Annotated in this window: 11 protein-coding genes; 2 read left to right on the plus strand and 9 right to left on the minus strand. The window is 67.8% G+C overall.

From position 1 onward, the window contains the following. The 4 genes from M9979_RS01295 to M9979_RS01310 are packed head-to-tail and all read right to left on the minus strand — an operon-like array spanning position 1 to position 8,490. The gene (locus M9979_RS01295; RefSeq protein WP_254287513.1) at positions 1–2,205 is read right to left on the minus strand and encodes a beta-glucosidase family protein; all 2,205 of its coding nucleotides are present in this window, start codon (positions 2,203–2,205) and stop codon (positions 1–3) included. 59 nt (positions 2,206–2,264) lie between these two features. Further along, positions 2,265–3,734: an alpha/beta hydrolase domain-containing protein gene (locus M9979_RS01300; RefSeq protein ID WP_254287514.1), complete on the minus strand. Its 1,470-nt coding sequence runs from the start codon at positions 3,732–3,734 to the stop codon at positions 2,265–2,267. An 11-nt stretch (positions 3,735–3,745) separates the two neighbouring features. Beyond that, the gene (locus M9979_RS01305; protein ID WP_254287515.1) at positions 3,746–5,977 is read right to left on the minus strand and encodes an outer membrane protein assembly factor BamB family protein; all 2,232 of its coding nucleotides are present in this window, start codon (positions 5,975–5,977) and stop codon (positions 3,746–3,748) included. Positions 5,978–6,021: 44 nt separating this feature from the next. Further along, on the minus strand, positions 6,022–8,490 hold the full coding sequence (locus tag M9979_RS01310; RefSeq protein WP_254287516.1) for a TonB-dependent receptor: 2,469 nt from the start codon (positions 8,488–8,490) through the stop codon (positions 6,022–6,024). A gap of 429 nt (positions 8,491–8,919) precedes the next feature. On the opposite strand from M9979_RS01310, the gene M9979_RS01315 reads away from it, so the two are divergent. Then, complete coding sequence (locus tag M9979_RS01315) at positions 8,920–10,002, plus strand: alkene reductase (protein ID WP_254287517.1); 1,083 nt, start codon at positions 8,920–8,922, stop codon at positions 10,000–10,002. 12 nt (positions 10,003–10,014) lie between these two features. On the opposite strand, the gene M9979_RS01320 is transcribed toward M9979_RS01315, so the two are convergent. The 4 genes from M9979_RS01320 to M9979_RS01335 are packed head-to-tail and all read right to left on the minus strand — an operon-like array spanning position 10,015 to position 12,947. Then, on the minus strand, positions 10,015–10,470 hold the full coding sequence (locus tag M9979_RS01320) for a nuclear transport factor 2 family protein (protein ID WP_254287518.1): 456 nt from the start codon (positions 10,468–10,470) through the stop codon (positions 10,015–10,017). Then, complete coding sequence (locus M9979_RS01325; RefSeq protein ID WP_254287519.1) at positions 10,467–11,330, minus strand: SDR family NAD(P)-dependent oxidoreductase; 864 nt, start codon at positions 11,328–11,330, stop codon at positions 10,467–10,469. The genes M9979_RS01320 and M9979_RS01325 overlap by 4 nt, the downstream gene beginning before the upstream one ends. Before the next feature lie 9 nt (positions 11,331–11,339). Then, positions 11,340–11,804 carry a nuclear transport factor 2 family protein gene (locus M9979_RS01330; RefSeq protein ID WP_254287520.1) on the minus strand — a complete coding sequence of 155 codons (465 nt, stop codon included), beginning with the start codon at positions 11,802–11,804 and terminating at the stop codon, positions 11,340–11,342. Between the two features lie 60 nt (positions 11,805–11,864). Continuing rightward, a complete protein-coding gene (locus tag M9979_RS01335; protein ID WP_254287522.1) occupies positions 11,865–12,947 on the minus strand; it encodes a hypothetical protein in 1,083 nt (360 codons plus the stop codon). Positions 12,948–13,286: 339 nt separating this feature from the next. Here M9979_RS01335 and M9979_RS01340 point away from each other — a divergent pair, with 339 nt between their 5' ends. Beyond that, positions 13,287–13,613: a hypothetical protein gene (locus M9979_RS01340; RefSeq protein WP_254287523.1), complete on the plus strand. Its 327-nt coding sequence runs from the start codon at positions 13,287–13,289 to the stop codon at positions 13,611–13,613. 51 nt (positions 13,614–13,664) lie between these two features. On the opposite strand, the gene M9979_RS01345 is transcribed toward M9979_RS01340, so the two are convergent. After that, on the minus strand, positions 13,665–15,599 hold the full coding sequence (locus M9979_RS01345; protein WP_254287525.1) for a sulfatase-like hydrolase/transferase: 1,935 nt from the start codon (positions 15,597–15,599) through the stop codon (positions 13,665–13,667). Positions 15,600–15,641: the final 42 nt, after the last annotated feature.

Consider the following 15,641-nt stretch of genomic DNA (forward strand, 5'->3'; position numbering starts at 1 on the left):
TCAGGGCCGCCGCGTCACCGCGTTCATCACTACGCTGCCGGTCAGGACCGGAGCGGTCGCCGACGTCGCCACTTCGATGGCGTAGCGCCCCTTCGGCACGGTCCAGCGCCGTCGCGCGCCGTCGAAATCGGCCAGCAGGCGCGGGTCGGCGGTCACTGTCACCACCCGGCTCTCGCCAGGTGCGAGCGCGGGCCGACCCCAGCCCACCAGCCGCTTCGCCTTGCCGCTGCGGCGGACATAGACCTGCGGCACGTCGACCCCGGCGCGTGTTCCGATATTGGTGACGGTGAAGGTCGCAGTCAGCCTTTCGCCGCCGGCGACGCGCAGGTCCGAATAGCGGAAGCGGGTGTAGCTGAGTCCGTGACCGAAGGCGTAGAGCGGCGCCGCGCCGGTCCGGTCGAACCAGCGATAGCCGACGTCCGATCCTTCGGGGAAGGAATAGGCGAACGGCTTCGTGTCGGAGAGCAGGCCGTACACCGCGCGCGACGCGGCATCGGCGGGAATTGCGTTGGCGCCCGGCAGGACGGGATGCGGAAGCTGCGTCGTCGCGGCGGGGAAGGTGACGGGCAGGTGGCCGGACGGGTTGACCGCCCCCGTCAGCACCCGTGCGATCGCCGCGCCGCCGCGCTGTCCCGGGAACCACGCGACCAGGATCGCGGCGACCTGGTCGCGCCACGGCATCGCCACCGCATTGCCGACCTCCAGCACCGCGACCGTCCGCGGGTTCGCCGCCGCCACCGCGGCGATCAGCGCGTCGCCGTTGCGGTCGAGCGACAGGTTCGGCTGGTCGGCGCCCTCGCCGGCCCATTTCTCGCCGAACACGATCGCGACGTCCGCCGCCTTCGCCGCAGCGGCGGCGACGGCCGGATCGCGTCCGTCGACATAGGTGACGTCCGCCCCCGGCAATGCCGCGCGCAGCGCCGACAGCGGCGACGACGCGACGTAGCTGCGCTTCGAGAAGCCCAGTCCGTCGCCCTTCTCCTCCAGCACGAACCCGCCGACCGGGCGCACCTGGCTCGACCCGCCGCCGGCGAGCACGCCGACATCGGCATGGCCGCCGATCAGTACGATCCGCCGTGCGGTCGCCACGAGCGGAAGGACGTCGCCCTCGTTGCGCAGCAGCACCATGCTCGCTTCCGCCGCCTGCTGCGAGACCAGCGCGTGCGCGTCGTAGTCGATCGTCCCGCGGGCCTCGTTCGGCCGCTTGTCTAGGCCATGGGTATAGATGGTGCGCACGATCCGCCGTGCCGCGACGTCGATCGCCGATGCCGGCACGCGCCCTTCCGCGATCGCCGCGGGCATCAGATCGGAGAACCACCTCTTGCCGTCGAGCTGCTCGCCGGACTGCTGGTCCAGTCCGGCGACGATCGCCTCGCTGGAATGCACCGCGCCCCAGTCGGACATCACGAACCCCCTGAACCCCCAGTCACGCCGCAGCACGTCGGTCAGGAGGAAGCGGTTCTCGCACGCATGGACGCCGTTCACCTTGTTGTAGGCGCACATCACCGACCCCGGATCGCCCTTCTCGATCGCGATCTGGAACGCGAGCAGGTCGCTCTCGCGCATCGCCGCCTCGTCGATTGCGACCGAATGGACGTTGCGGCCGGTTTCCAGGTCGTTGACCGCGAAATGCTTGACGGTCGAGACGATGCCGCTCGACTGCACCCCCGCGATCTGCGCCCCCGCGATCGTCCCGGCGAGCAGCGGATCCTCACCGGCATATTCGAAATTGCGCCCGGCGCGCGGATCGCGGACGAGATTCACGCCCCCCGCGAGCATGACGTTGAACCCCTTGTCGCGCGCCTCGGCGCCGATCATCGCGCCGCCGCGGCGCGACATCTCGGGATCCCAGCTCGCGGCTTGCCCCAGGGTAGAGGGCATCGCGGTCGCGACGTCCCCCTTGCGCAGGAATTCGGAGTTGGCGACGCCCATGCTGGCGTCGGTCTCGACCAGCGCGGGGATGCCCAGCCGCGGGATCCCGACCACGTAACCGGCGCCGACCGTGATCCCGGGCAACCGCTTCGCGAGCGGCACCATCGCGACGACCGGGCCGTGCAGCAGCGCGATCTTCTCCGCCTGCGTCATCTGCCGCACCGTCGCCTCGGCGCGGCGGTCCGCGTCCGATGGCGCGGGCGGATGCTGCTGCGCGGTGGCGGGACCGATCGGCGCCAGCAGCGCGATACCGAGCAGCAGACGATGACGCATGACGAACCTCGTGGGGAATGAACAGGGAAGAACGGTGAGCAGCCGGGACGTGGCGGGCCTTACCAGGTCACCGCCTTGGCCCCGGCGATGGCCGGCGCCACGTCCTCGGTCAGGATCACCCCGCGTCGCGCGGCATCGCGCGCCGCCGCGGCGAATTTCGCGTGATACGCCGCCGGCGTGCCGTACCGCGCCTTGAGCTGTTCGGGCGAGAAGCGGAACGTCAGGCCGCTGCCCCCCAGGCAGTCGCCGCGCCAGTCGTAGCGCGCGACCGGCACGTCGACCCACGGATTGCGCATGCCCCCCAGGACGTTGCCGTCGGCGTCGAAATAGCCGCGCGGTTCGGGCACCGGGGCCGTCGGGCCGGTGAAGACCGTCAGTTGCGGGAAGCGCGGCGCGGCGCGGCCACCCTTCGCCCAGCGATCCACCGCCACCAGTGCCGCACCCGAGATATACTGCTGCGGGAGGCTGTTGGCCTTCTCCACCGAACAGAAGCCGCCGCCCATGCCGAAATCGCGCTTGTTGCCCACATCGACGCGCGCCATGAACGCGCCCGTGGTATGCGAACTGCCGGCCGGATGCCAGTAGCGCAGCTTCGGACCCTCCGCATGCGAGCCCATCTTGGTCGCCGCGGTCATCGTGTCGAGGACGACCACCGGCACGTCCGGATCGGTGCGCAGCACGCCGGCCGGCGTCTCCACCCCCGCCGCCAGCTTCAACCGGGCGCCGGGCGTGAAATCCTGCAGATAGAAACCGTCGAAGACGTGCGTGATCGGCTGCACCGCGTTGATGTAGATCGCCAGCCGCTCCGCCGCGATCGTGTTGCCCGCCGCGATCACCTTGCGCACCTTCAGCCCCGCGAAGGGATCGGTCGCCGCCGGCGCATCGGCATGCTGCCGGATCGCGCGCCCGACCTGCGACAAGATGTCGAACGACAGGTCGCTCGTGGGAACCGACAACGTGCCGTAGCGCGCCGGATCCCAGCGCGCCATCGTCACCCCCATTGGGATGTCGCGGTTGCCGAAGCGGATCGTCTTGGGCGGCGAGGGGTCGTCGATCCCTTCGTGATGCAGCGACACCCCGACCCACGCATAGCCGCGGCGCAGCAGCGTTTCCGCGTTCCAGCGGAAATTGGTGTCGCGCTCGGACCCGTAATATTCCTGCATCACCTCGACGACGACGGTGCCGTTGAACTTCGCGGCGGACGGGCGGCGAACCAGGATGCGGGTGGTATAGGCCACGTCGTTCCCGGCCTCGACCCGCCAGCGCCCGTCGGGGCCGAGCGTGGTGCCGGAAACGGGCCGGAACGGATGCGCCTGACCGGACACGAAATATTCTTTCTCATCATAGCCATAGGGCGCCAGATCGACGACCGAGGCCGAATAGGGGATGCCCTTGGTGCCCGCGGTGACCGGGCCGGCGATCGTCACCCGTCCGACCGCTGCGGGCTTGTCGCCGGCAAGGAGCGGCGGGGCGACCAGCGTCGCGCAGACCAGCGCCGCGCTGGCTCGAATCAGACCGCGTACTGCCATGACCTGTCCTTTTATCGTTTCGCGGGAAGGGCGAAGGCGACGATGCTGTTGCGCCCTTCCGGCATGATCGCCTTCGACACCATCTTGGCGAGCGAAGGATCGTAGGAAGCGACCGGCAACGCGACGAACTGCCGGCCCCGCACGCTGTAGACCGCGGGCACGCCGCCGGGGATCGATGGCAGCGCCGCCTGGAACAACAGCTTGCCGGACTTGGAATCCCATGCGCGCAGATGCCGGTCCTGCGTTCCCGACAGGATCAGGCCGCCGCCGGTCGCCACGATCGTCCCGCGCGGGAACAATGTCCCCGACCCCTTCATCATCGGCAACTCGCCGAACGGCACCGTCCACAACTTGCGCCCGGCGTTCATGTCATACGCGGTCAGCGTCGCCCAGGGCGTCGCGCTCGCGGGCAGCATCGTCTTGCTGAACAGGAAATTGTAGCCGCTGGTCAGCTTGATCGGGCCGGGACGGACCGGCGTCGCCGGCACCGCTGCCCCCGCGGTCCCCGGCACCGCCGCGTCCACCTGCGACTGCGCGAACCCGAGATGCCGCAACAGCGCGCGCAACGCCGCTGGCTGAAGCGTGAACGGCGGCATCGGGCCGCGCCCGCGCGCGATCGTGTCCTGCACCTGCGCAATCGTGCGCCGCGCGGCAAGGTCGGTCAGCGCGGGGATAGCGGGCGGCTGGCCCGCCTTCGTCTCGCCATGGCACGCCGCGCAATTCTGCGCATAGACGCTCGCTCCGGTCGCGCTCGCGGCATCGGCGGCGGGCGCCTTCGGGGCGGGTTCGGCGCCGGTCGTGAACATCGACTTCGGTTTGCCCCCGGGCGGCTCCAGCCGCAGGATCGCCGGGATGTTGAACGACACCACGTAGAAGCGGCCAGTCCGCGGATCGACCGCCCCGTTGCCCCAGTTTGTGCCGCCCGAACTGCCCGGGATCTGCAACGTGCCGCGCGCGCTGGGCGGGGTGAAGATGCCCTCGTTGCGCAGCCCCGCGAGCATCCCGGTGACGCGCACACGCTCGTCGGGCGACAGATACGGGCTGAGGTCGGCGGCGGTCATGCGCTGCGGCGAGAAGGGCTCGGGTGCCGTCGGCATCGGCTGCGTCGGCGACGCCTGCTCGCCGGGCACGTCGGAGGCGGGAACCGCGCGCTCCTCGATCGGGAACACCGGTGTGCCGGTGCGCCGCTCGAACGTATAGATGAACCCGGTCTTGCCCGCGACTGCGACCGCCTCGACGCGCCGTCCGCCGCGGTTCAGCGTCAGTAGCTTGGGCGCCTGCGGCAGATCGTAATCCCACAGGTCGTGGTGTACGGTCTGGAAATGCCAGACCAGCCGCCCGGTCCGCGCGTCCAGCGCGACCAGCGAATTGGCATAGAGGTTGGAACCGGTTCGGTTGACGCCGTAGAAATTGTACTTCGCCGACGCCAGCGGGACGAACAGCATGCCGCTGTCCTCGTCCAGTGTCATCTCGCTCCAGTTGTTGACGCCGCCGATGCTGCGCCACGCGTCCTTCGGCCAGCTGTCATACCCCGGCTCACCGGGATGCGGGATCGAATGGAACGTCCACACCAGTCGCCCGGTGCGCACGTCGAAGGCGCGGATATAGCCCGGCGGCGCGTTCCATTCGTCGCCGCCCGCCGACCCCAGGATGATGAGGTTGCCGAACACCCGGCCCGGCGTCTTCGGCTCGATCCGCTTGACCGACGCAGGGTCGCGATCGAGCCCCTGTTTCAGGTCGATCGAGCCGTTGTCGCCGAACCCGGCGATCGATACGCCGCTGGCCGCATCGATCGCATACAGGCGGTCGCGCTGGTGATAGAAGACGCGGCGCTTCCCCTGCCCGTCCGCCCAGCTGCTCAGGCCGCGCATCACCACGCCCGGCGCCGCCACCGTCCACAATTCGCGGCCGGTGGCGGGATCCAGCGCGACGATGCCGCCGCTCCACGGCACGATCATCCGTCCGTCGACGACCAGCGGATTGCCCACCGTCTGCCCGTTGCCGGGCAGCGGGTAGCTCCACGCGATCTGCATCTGGGCGACGTTGCCCGCGTTGACCTGCTCGAGCGGCGAATATTGCGCCGAGGTCGCGCTACCCAGATAGTCGGCCCAATCGCTGCCATCCGATCGCGCCGCCGCGCTTTGCGGCCCGGTTCGGACCACCCACACCGGCACCGCGATCGCGAGGGTTGCCGTCGCGGCGAGCACCGCCTTCACCGACGTCGGGATCGATTGGCGGGTCATCTGGTCTCGCTACGAATACGGGGGTGGAAACGCGGGTGGCGGGCTCAGCCCCCGCCGAAGCTCCACCGTGCGGTGACGCCCACCTCGCGCGGGGCGTTGTAGGTCACCGCGCTGTACCCGCTGCGGAAACCGCCGAACGTCCACTCGGCATCGCGGAAGCGCAGCCGCTCGACGTTCAGGATGTTCTTCGCGAACAGGTTGATGTCCAGCCCCTTGGCGATGCCGCGCGCGCCCAGGAACAGATTCAACGTGCCATAAGCGTCGTAATTGTTGTTCGTCGACAGATCGCTGATCTTGCCCTGCCAGGTATAGATCCCGCGCAGATACGCCTCCGCCCCGCCGAGCGGCACGTTATATTCCGACGTCACCGTGAAGTTCCACTTCGGCGCGTCGGAAATCGCCGCGCTGCTGCGGCAATAGGCGATCGGCTTGCCCGCGGGGAATGCCGCCGGCGAGGTCGGCGTCGGCCCGTTGTCGGGAATGCCGTCGAAGTTGGTGTCGCGGCACGGCACCAGCGCATTCTTGAACTTGCCGTTGGCGTAACCGACCGTCCCCTGCGCATAGAAACGGCTGCTCGGCCGCACGAACAGATCGCCCTCGAACCCGCGCACCCGCGCATCGCCGTTGAAGGTGATATCCTGCGCCGTGACCTGGAAGCCGCCCTCGTTCACGTTGGGGATCGACCGCGCGCGCGCGATATAGCCGTCGAAGTCCTGCTGGAACACTGCGCCGTTGAAGCGCACCTTCTTGTCGAACAGCTCCGCCTTCAACCCGATCTCGTAATTGTTGGATTCCTCAGGGTTCACGTTGCGCGCGGCGATCGGGATTGCCGACGCCTGGTTCGAACCCGGACCACGCCAGCCGTGTCCGTAGGATGCGTAGACGAGCACGTCGTCGTTCAGATGCTGGACGATCTTGGCGTCGTACACCCAGGTCCGGAACTTGCGCTTCGGATTGGCCTCGGTGATCGCGGCCGGCGCAACCCTGATATCGCAGACGCCAGTATAGGACGGCGAGCCGACCGACCCGGGGACGACCGCCGGACACAGGAAGTTGGGGATCGGCACCGCCACCCCGACGAACGCCGGATTGAAGTTGAGCGAGAATCCCTTCTCCGCCGTCGCCCAAATATGCCGTGCGCCCAGAACGATGTCGGTACGTGTCGGCAGATGCACCGTTCCGCTCGCGAACACCGAACGGTTGAGGTCATGCGTCGGCAGCCTGATGTCGCCCGTCAGCACGTAGCGCGGATCGGGAGTAGTCAACACCGGTGCGGCGCTGCCCGGCCGGCCGAACGCGCCGGCGAGCGGCGAGTAATTGACCAACGTCGAGGTGCCCGACGCGTCCGAGCTGAACGCGCCGACGGTATAATCGAGGAAGTTCCTCACCGAGCCGTCCACCCGCAGTTCGTGCGACCAGGACCTGACCGGAATGTCGAGCCGCGGATTGGGGGAATAGCCGGGAATGGCGTTGCCGACGTCCTGGTCGCCGGGCTGCTGGAGCTGATGGAACTTGGTGAACCCGCCGATGTAGCTCAGCGTCGCGCCGCCGAAATCGTATTTCGCCGACACGGTCGCCAAATGCGCCTTGAGGTGGGTTTGGTCGGCGATGTCCTGCACCGCCTGGCGGTTGCTCGTGGCATCGGTGATGACCGGCCCGTTATAGCCAAGCCCGTTACCCTCGACCAGCGCCAGGCTGTCGCGACGGTTGTCGAGATACTGGTAGGTCGCAAGGATCGAGAGCGCATCGGTCGGCGCGAACAGCAGCGTGGCGCGGCCACTCACTGTCCGCGCCTTCGAGCGCGCATCCGTCAGCGGATTGAAGATGTCGCCGTTGAGATTGTGGTCGAACAGACCGGCGACGCGCAGCGCCAGCTTGTCCTGGATGATCGGCAGGTTGATCGCCGCCTGCGCGTTGTACAGCAGTCGGTCGGTGAAGGTGCCGTCGATCGTGCCGCCGACCTCGTTGAGATCGGGGCGCCGCGTCGTCAGCGTGATCGACCCGGCCGGCGCAGGTGCGCCGCGCAGCGTGCCCTGCGGACCGCGGACGACCTCGATCTGGCCGACGTCGTAGATCGACTGGAACGCGATCACGTCGTTGATCGGGACTTCGTTGAAATAGATCACCACCGCGGGCGGCGCGCCGGTGGTGACGGTGGTGCTGACCCCGCGCAGCGTCGTGACGGTGCCGGCCGATCCGCGCGGCTCGATGTTCAGGCCCGGCGACAGCGTCTGGATCTGGCTGAACTGGGTGAGGTTCAGCTCCTGGATCCGCTCGTTGCTGATCGGGGTGACCACCAGCGGCACGTCCTGAAGGCTCTCGTTCTTGCGCGTCGCGGTGACGACGATATCGGGCGATTCCTGCTCCTGCGGGCTCGCCACGTCAGGCGCGGCCGACTCACCGGTGGCAGGCGCCGCGCCCGGCGTGGTCGATTGCGCCGTGGCGGCCTGCGCCAATGTGACGCACGCCGCGCCGGCCAGCAGCATAGAAAGCCCGTTCGATGCGCGTCGCATGTGATCCCCTCCTAATTGGCTGATAGGCGCTATCCCGCGCAGCGTTCGGCGCTGCTCCGGTCGTGCGCTTCAGACTCGATAAGAAAATATACATCGATTGTCATTTGAACATCAAGTGGGAAAATAATGGTTTGCGAAATGAGCTCGCGCTTTGGCTACGCATTCCCTCCTGTTGATACCTGACCGACCCAGGTACTCCTCTGCGACGCGCTGCGCTTTTCCGCCTGGTGTGCCCCCGCCACTGGCCAGAAAAGCCGATGAAGGACCGGTACGACGAACCGCGGTCGACGGAATCGTCCGGCGTCCGCGCTGCGCACCGATGCGTATTCGTCCCGGGGATGATCTACGCAAAATACAGCGTAGGACTGGCGCTCGGCCCGGGCTTTTCCTACAGGGACTACAATAGGTTCTCATTCCAGGATTTTGCCCGTGCCGCTCTTGTCCTCGCCTCTCCGCCTCGGTGCGATCGAGGCACCGAATCGCGTCTTCATGGCGCCGCTGACCCGCGCCCGGGCGACGCGTGATCATGTGCCGACCGCGATCATGGCGGACTATTATGCGCAGCGCGCCGGCGCCGGGTTGATCGTGTCCGAGGCGACCGCGATCAGCCGCGAGGGCATGGGCTGGCCGTTCGCACCCGGGCTGTGGACCGCCGCGCAGGTCGAGGCGTGGAAGCCCGTGACGGCGGCGGTGCATCGCGCCGGTGGCCGGATCGTCGCGCAGCTGTGGCACATGGGCCGGCTGGTCCATCCCGACTTCCTCGACGGCGCACCGCCGGTGTCCGCCTCGGCGACGACCGCGCCGGCGCACGCCCACACCTATGACGGGAAGAAGCCGTACGAGGCGGCGCGGGCGCTGGCCCGCGACGAGATCGCCGGCGTCGTCGACGATTTCGGAACGGGTGCCGCGAATGCGATGGCGGCGGGGTTCGACGGCGTGCAGATCCATGCCGCGAACGGCTATCTGATCGACCAATTCCTGCGCGACGGCACCAACCTGCGCGACGACGATTACGGCGGTCCGGTCGCAAACCGGATCCGCCTGCTGACCGACGTGACCCGCCGCGTCGCCGACACCGTCGGCGCGGACCGCACCGGCGTGCGCCTGTCCCCGAACGGGGAGCGCCAGGGCACCAACGACAGCGACCCCGAGACACTGTTCGTGGCCGCGGCGCGCGAATTGTCGGCGCTCGGCATCGCCTTCATCGAGGTGCGCGAACCTGGTTTCGACGGCACCTTCGGCAAGGCCGAGCGTGCTCCGATCGCGCCGGCGATCCGCGCCGCCTTCGACGGGCCGCTGGTGCTCAATTCCGACTATCGCGGCGACACCGCGCAGGCGGCGCTCGACGAGGGCCGTGCCGACGCGATCACCTTCGGGCGGACCTTCCTCGCCAATCCCGACCTGCCCGAACGACTGGCGAAGGGTATCGCGCTGAACCCCGACGACGCCGCGACCTGGTACACGCAAGGGCACGAGGGCTACACCGATTATCCCCGCGCCGCGACGGGCTGAACCGCCCGTCGGTCAACGCAGGTCGGAATCACTCGCATCGAGGACGGTCGGATCGCCGGTGTGGATCGCCCAGCTGGCGTCGCGGCGGACGATCCGCCAGCCCTCGACGCGGCGTTCCCACCGGTCGACATATTCCCCGTTGGAGTCGAACACGGGTCCGGCGACGGCACCGACGCCCTGATGCCGCGCCTGCACATACGCGCGGCTGGTTGCGGCATCGCCCTCGATATCGACGACGATGCTCCCGATCAGGTGTTGCGTCGCGCCACAGCGGTCGAGGAACCGGACCAGCACGTCGCGCAGCGACTGGATCCCCGAAAACGAACCGATCGCCCCATAGTCGAAGGTCAGGTCGTCGGCGAACACCTGCGAAAGGTCGTCCCACCGTTTGCCGTCGACGATCCGCGCGAAGGCGGCAAGGCCTCGAACGATCGCGCGCTCGTCGAGCAGCGTCTGGAGATCGCTCATGCCGGTACCGCCGCCTTCGCCGCAAGCGCAGCGTCGAAATGCGCGTTCAGCGGATGCGCACCCTCGCGAAGTCCATAATCATGGTCGTCGGGCGATCCCGAAAGCATCGGGTTGTAGATACCCGCAGTCCAGCCGCCATCGACCGCCAGTTCGGCGCCGCAGACATAGCTCGCCTCGTCGCTGGCCAGGAACAGCGAGGCGGCAACGACCTCGCCCGGCCGGCCGGTGCGCTGCAGCGGCACCATGCCGAAGGATCCGTCGATGGTTTCCACCGTCTCCCCGGTCGGATTACCCATGACGGTGAAGACACCGCCCGGATGGACCGAGTTGACCCGAACGCCGCGCGGCCCGAATTCCATCGCCGCGACCTTCGTCAGCCCGCGCACGCCCCATTTGCTGGTCGAATACGCGGCGTAGCCGTTCGCGCCGCGCATGCCGTCGACCGACGAGATGTTGACGATCGACCCGCGGCCCCGCCGCACCATCAGGGCGCCGACCAGCTTCAGCCCGATGAACGTGCCGATCAGATTGACGTCGAGCACCGAACGGAAATCCGCAACGTCGCAGTCGAGGATCGAGGCGAACCGCTGCATCGCGGCGTTGTTGACGAGGATGTCGGGTTGGCCGAACCGTGCGGTGGTCGCCTCGACGAGCGCGGCCCAGTCCTCCTCCCGCGCGATGTTGGTCGGGTGGAACAGCGCGGCCCCGCCGATCTCCGCCGCAAGCGCGGAACCCTCGGCGATCAGCATGTCGGCGATGACGACGCTTGCCCCCTCCTGTGCGAACAATCGCACCGTCTCCGCGCCCATCCCGCGTGCGCCGCCGGTGACGATCGCCACCTTGCCGTCGAGTCTGCCCATCGCTGCTTCCTATCCGTTCCGCTGCCGCTCGCCGATATCGACTCGCAGGCGCGACAGTCGCGTCGCCGCGATCCGCCACGTGCCGTCGATCCGCACGTAGTGTTCGTGATAATGACCGTAGCCGTGCATCCAGGCGAACGGCAGAGCCGAGTTCGCGCCCACCCACAGCTTGTCTTCCATCGCCCAGATGCCTGTCGCCGCCGCCGATGACTCGATCCGAACCTCGGGCGTGTGGCAATGATGCACGGTTATGACATCAACCAGCGCCGCCGCCAGTTTGGCGACATAGGCGGCAGCGCCGTGAGTCATCATCGCGGGGTCGTCGCCTCCGGCCGAAGCGCGGAAATCGGCGACCAGATCGGGCGCGAACACGGCACGATGTCCGTCCCAATCCTTGGTGTCGAGCGTCCGGCAGTATCGCGCTTTCAGTGCGGCGATATCCGCCATCGCGATCGCCCGCTCGCCGTCCGTCATCCGCATCCCTCTCGCCTCCGGTCGGCCGCCGCACCCGCGCGCCGACCAGTCGCGCTCCGCTTACGCGGCCTCGCGGTATACAGACGTGACCGGCGCTTCTTGCGGGTAGGTCGTCGGGCCACCGAAATCGTAGGCGGCGTTCAGCGTCTTGATGAACACCGGATCGCGGAACGGATCGCTCGGCGTGGCGATCTCGATCCCCTTCGAGCGCACGTCCTTGATCAGCGTGTCGAACACCTGATCGTGGGTCAGATTGTCGGACCCGTCCATGTTCTTCTTCAGCTCCGCGAAATCCTCGAACACTTCCGCCGACCAGTGGACCAGGAAGCGCAGCTCGTCGGTATGGTGCCGGGCGATGACCTGGTCGCCGTTGCGCAGCACCCACTGGTCGCGATTCCCCGGATCGCCGGCGAACACCGTGTCGAACGACAGGCCGGCCGGGCGCTGCTGTTCGAGCGGGCCGTTGGCTTCGCCGCGGTGGACCATCATCTCGTTCTGCACCAGCACGCCGCGGTTGTAGATCGGCGCGGCGAGCCGCTTGGGCGCCTTGGCCGGGCCGTCGGGCCAATAGGTGAAGCCGCTCGACCCGTCATGGCTGAACCACGCGATGACCTGCGCCATCTTGATGAGATAGTCGCGGAACAGCCCCGACTTGCCCATGACCGAGCACAGCCAGGTCGGCGAATTCTCGTACCGCACGCCGCGGAAGCTGGGCGAATCGAGATGGCCGGGATCGGTGTTGCCGCACGGCCCGTTGATGTTGAACAGCATCATCTGCGGCTTGGCATATTCGGCATTCCAGTAGCTCTTGGCGAGATCCAGGAACCGCTCGTTGTAGAAGCAGTCGTGGATCTCGGGGTACAGGGCCGCCGAATAATTGGCCAGATAGCCGCGGAACGTCGGGGTCAGGAACATGTCCATCGTCGGCGTGACGCCTTCCGGCATCGCGCCGCTCATCGTCGCCATCAGCGCCTCGGCCGAGGAGAAGTGCTGCGCGATGATGAGCTTCCACGGACCATTCTCGCGGACCACGTTGAGCATCCGCTCGCGCTGGTCGTCGGTATAGACATCACTCAGCTCGCGCGGCGGGGAGACGGGGCGCAGGATGTCGGACAGTGCCTGCTTCGACGGATTGCTGGACATGATGAAGACCTCTCCGAATTCGCCCCGCTCTGTCGAGTTCGGGGACACGACCCATCATACCGCGCCGCATCTCGCGGGACAAGACCGGAATTCCTGACCTCATAGCAGTTTGCGTAGAATATTGCCTTTCAACTGACGCATTACGTGGCTTCATGCGCGGATTATGGCGATCCACGCCCGTTTTGCGTGTGCTCCGGTACGCATCTGGCACAGGTTTACCACGCCTCGGCTCCGGCGCGCGACGCAACATATAATGACAATAGCTATACTTTTTTCGTCGTCACGCTATATCCGACTCGCCGACGCCCGAAGCATCGGCCCGTTTTAGAGAGGATCGTCATGAAAGTTCTGCTTCTCGTCGCTGCCGCCGCCATCGCCAGCCCCGCGCTCGCCCAGACGGCCCCGGCCCCCGCAGCGACCGCTGGCGCACCAGCCGTCGCCGCGCATTATTCCGTCGAGGCGACCGATCTCGGCACGCTGCTCGACAATCCGCAGACCAAGGCGATCATCGACAAGCACATCCCGGGCATGTCCAGCAATCCGCAGATCGAGATGGCACGCGGCATGACGCTGAAGGTCATCCAGCCCTATGCGGCCGACACCGTCACCGATGCGGCGCTGGCCGCGATCGACGCGGACCTCGCCAAGGTGCCCGTCAAGAAGTGACACGGGCGGCGGGCGAGTGGCGCCCGCCGACACCGCCCTGCCCCGCCGCGCTCAGAGTGCGGGCGGAGGCAGGATGGCCTTGTTGCCTTCGCCGATCGGTTGTGCCGCAAAGATCGGCGAAGCGGGTGTGTAGCTGCCGTCGATCCGCGCCGCGAGATAGCGCGCCGACACCTTGATGTCGCTGTCGGCCTCGGTGGCTGCCGCCCGGATCTGCGGCAGCGCCGCCGCAGCGGCTGGTCCGAGGTAGGTCAGCGTGTCGAGGGCCTGCAGCCTGACCGGCTTGGCGTTCGCGTCGGCGACGACGAAGGTCGCCAGCCGGTGTGCCGCGGCCTCGCCCTCTCCCATCGCCGCTGTGCATCCGGCGGCCGCGATCCTGACATGCGGCGACGGGTCGGCGACCATGACCTGGCGTATGGCCGGCAGCGCCGCAATCGCCTCCTTGCCGAGAAAACGAAGCCCTATCGCACCCCAGTAGCGGACGATCTCGTTCGCATCGCCCAGGGCCGTGCGCAGCGCCGGAACGTTGTGCGGCACCCGTTGCGCGGCCAGCGCCGCCAGCGTCATCACCCTTGCCAGGGGATAGGCTTGGGAATCGCGGCTGGGGTAGTATCCCTCCGCGGCGGCCCCTTCGGGGATGAAGCCGTTGTCGTTGACGCGCAGCATATGGGCGTCGAGCGCCCGGCGCATCGTCGCGACGCGCGCCGCATGCCGGCGATCGTCGATGACGTCGCGCACGCCGTCGGGATCGGTATGCAGATCGTAGAATTGCTCGAACGGGCGCAAACCGAAGAACCGGTCCCGATCGGCATCGAGCGTCCCGTCGAGATGCCGGCGTTCCCAGTCCTGGTAGCTCTTCATCTGCCAGGCGAAGGCGTCGTGCACCGCACCCGGTCGGTCGCGCAGATAGTTGCGGATCAGGCGATAGCGGCCGTCGGTGACGGTGCGGCAGAAGTCATAATGCTCGTCCATCCGGTCGCGCCCGCCGAATGCATAGGCTTCGGCCCGGCCGGCATGCGCGCCCATCAGCGCGCGGCCCTGCATGTGGTCGGGCGTCGCCTGCCCGACGAGCGACAGCAGCGTCGGCGCGAGGTCGATGAAGCTGACCGGCGTGTCGATCACGCTGCCCGGCGCTGCCGGCGCGAGATGGCGCCATTTCGGCGGCACGTAGATCACCAGGCAGGTGCGATAGCCCTCGTCGCAGCTATAATGCTTGCTCCGCGGGAGCACGCCGCCGTTATCCGAATAATAGAAGACGATCGTATCGTCGGCGGCGCCGCGCTCCTCGATCTGGCGAAGCCGTTCGGCCAACTGGCCGTCCATCTTCTCCATCAGATTGTAGTAGCTGGCGATATCGCCCCTTACCGCCGGGGAGTCGGGCAGATAGCGCGGCACCCGCACCATGTCCGGCGTCACCCGGCCTGGCGTCGTCCAGAACAGTTGCGATTCGTGGGTCGTGCCGTGATTGTAGACCGCCATGAACGGCGTGCCTTCGGGCCGGTTGTACCATTGCGCCCGCGGACTCGACTCGTTCCAGATTCGCTTGGGATCGACGTCGCAGTTATAGTCGGTCTTCGCGTTGTTGGTGCAGTAATAGCCCGCCTCGCGCAGATATTCCGGGTAGGTCTTCAGCTCGGCGGGAAGATGCGCCCGCGCGCGCATGTGCTGCGCGGGTCCGCAGGTCTCCGCGTACATGCCGGTCAGGATCGCGAAGCGCGAGATGGCGCAGACCGGACCGGTGGAATAGGCGTTGCGGTACAGCACCCCCTTGCGGGCCAGCGCGTCGATCGTCGGCGTATGCGCCAGCGTGTCGCCATAGGCGCCGACGTAGGGGTTGTTGTCTTCGCTGACGAGCCACAGGATGTTCGGCCGCGGCCCGGTGCCGGGTCCGGGGCGTGGCGGCGTGGGCAAGGCCCCCGCCGCTGCGCCGCCGACGGTCAGCGCCGCCCCGGTCAGCCACGCCCTGCGCGATAGAGATGGAGTGGTCATCGACTGTCCTTTCGTGCCGTTGCGGCCGTGCCGGCCGATGCC

The sequence above is a fragment of the Sphingomonas liriopis genome, from assembly GCF_024211255.1.
Taxonomy (GTDB): domain Bacteria; phylum Pseudomonadota; class Alphaproteobacteria; order Sphingomonadales; family Sphingomonadaceae; genus Sphingomonas; species Sphingomonas liriopis.

Excerpts from the sequence above, each read along its gene's own strand:
- M9979_RS01340 (WP_254287523.1), top strand. The coding sequence starts at position 13,287 with ATGAAAGTTCTGCTTCTCGTCGCTGCCGCCGCCATCGCCAGCCCCGCG.
- M9979_RS01300 (WP_254287514.1), bottom strand. The coding sequence starts at position 3,734 with ATGGCAGTACGCGGTCTGATTCGAGCCAGCGCGGCGCTGGTCTGCGCG.
- M9979_RS01335 (WP_254287522.1), bottom strand. The coding sequence starts at position 12,947 with ATGTCCAGCAATCCGTCGAAGCAGGCACTGTCCGACATCCTGCGCCCC.
- M9979_RS01310 (WP_254287516.1), bottom strand. The coding sequence starts at position 8,490 with ATGCGACGCGCATCGAACGGGCTTTCTATGCTGCTGGCCGGCGCGGCG.
- M9979_RS01320 (WP_254287518.1), bottom strand. The coding sequence starts at position 10,470 with ATGAGCGATCTCCAGACGCTGCTCGACGAGCGCGCGATCGTTCGAGGC.
- M9979_RS01305 (WP_254287515.1), bottom strand. The coding sequence starts at position 5,977 with ATGACCCGCCAATCGATCCCGACGTCGGTGAAGGCGGTGCTCGCCGCG.
- M9979_RS01330 (WP_254287520.1), bottom strand. The coding sequence starts at position 11,804 with ATGACGGACGGCGAGCGGGCGATCGCGATGGCGGATATCGCCGCACTG.
- M9979_RS01295 (WP_254287513.1), bottom strand. The coding sequence starts at position 2,205 with ATGCGTCATCGTCTGCTGCTCGGTATCGCGCTGCTGGCGCCGATCGGT.
- M9979_RS01345 (WP_254287525.1), bottom strand. The coding sequence starts at position 15,599 with ATGACCACTCCATCTCTATCGCGCAGGGCGTGGCTGACCGGGGCGGCG.
- M9979_RS01325 (WP_254287519.1), bottom strand. The coding sequence starts at position 11,330 with ATGGGCAGACTCGACGGCAAGGTGGCGATCGTCACCGGCGGCGCACGC.